This is a genomic window from Pseudomonas sp. 1D4 (assembly GCF_001728925.1).
GTDB lineage: Bacteria > Pseudomonadota > Gammaproteobacteria > Pseudomonadales > Pseudomonadaceae > Metapseudomonas > Metapseudomonas otitidis.
On record NZ_LXJQ01000133.1, the window covers coordinates 1 to 609 of the forward strand.

The following is a 609-nucleotide window of genomic DNA, read 5'->3' on the forward strand; positions in this document are numbered from 1 at the left end:
CTGAGCATCTGCGCCAGTACTGCGACCGCTACCGCATGCAGCCGGTGATTCCGCGGCGCACCATGAAGCGCAAACCCAAGCCAGGACTACCCCGACTGTTTGATCGTCCGAAATACCGGCAGCGGAACATCATCGAGCGGATGTTTGGCTGGCTAAAAGAGAGCCGGAGAATTGGCACCCGTTACGACAAGCTCGCCAGGAGTTTTGCCGCAATGGTCACGCTGGCTTGCACGCTGCGATGCCTGCGGCAGTACTTTTCGTACAGAACCTAATTACTCCGATTAGTGCTTACTACCCATCCATTGGCCAAAAATCCAACGTCGTACCATTATTCCCCCCGCCGAAACAGCCTACAGGGCAGTGCTCGAAAGACGACCCCAGTGGAGACGATGGCTGCTACGTAGCCCAGAAAAATTTTCTTGCCACAAGGGCATTTATCCTTGAACTCTACGGCCTATCAGCCAGTGAACAAGACGTGGCTGCCGCACAAAGCGCGATTACACGATTCAATCAGAAAGCAAGCATCCATAATCAGCGATGCCCAAACTACAAATTGCCGCCAATTAGACCAATTCTCTTCTGAGGAAGACATGCATCCACAAGTAAGTC

Annotated in this window: 1 protein-coding gene; it reads left to right on the forward strand. The window is 52.9% G+C overall.

Translation table 11 applies throughout. The features are described from left to right. The coding region (locus A7D27_RS26890) for a transposase (RefSeq protein ID WP_139134215.1) at positions 1 to 272 on the forward strand (272 nt) is incomplete at its 5' end. Positions 273 to 609 lie beyond the last annotated feature (337 nt).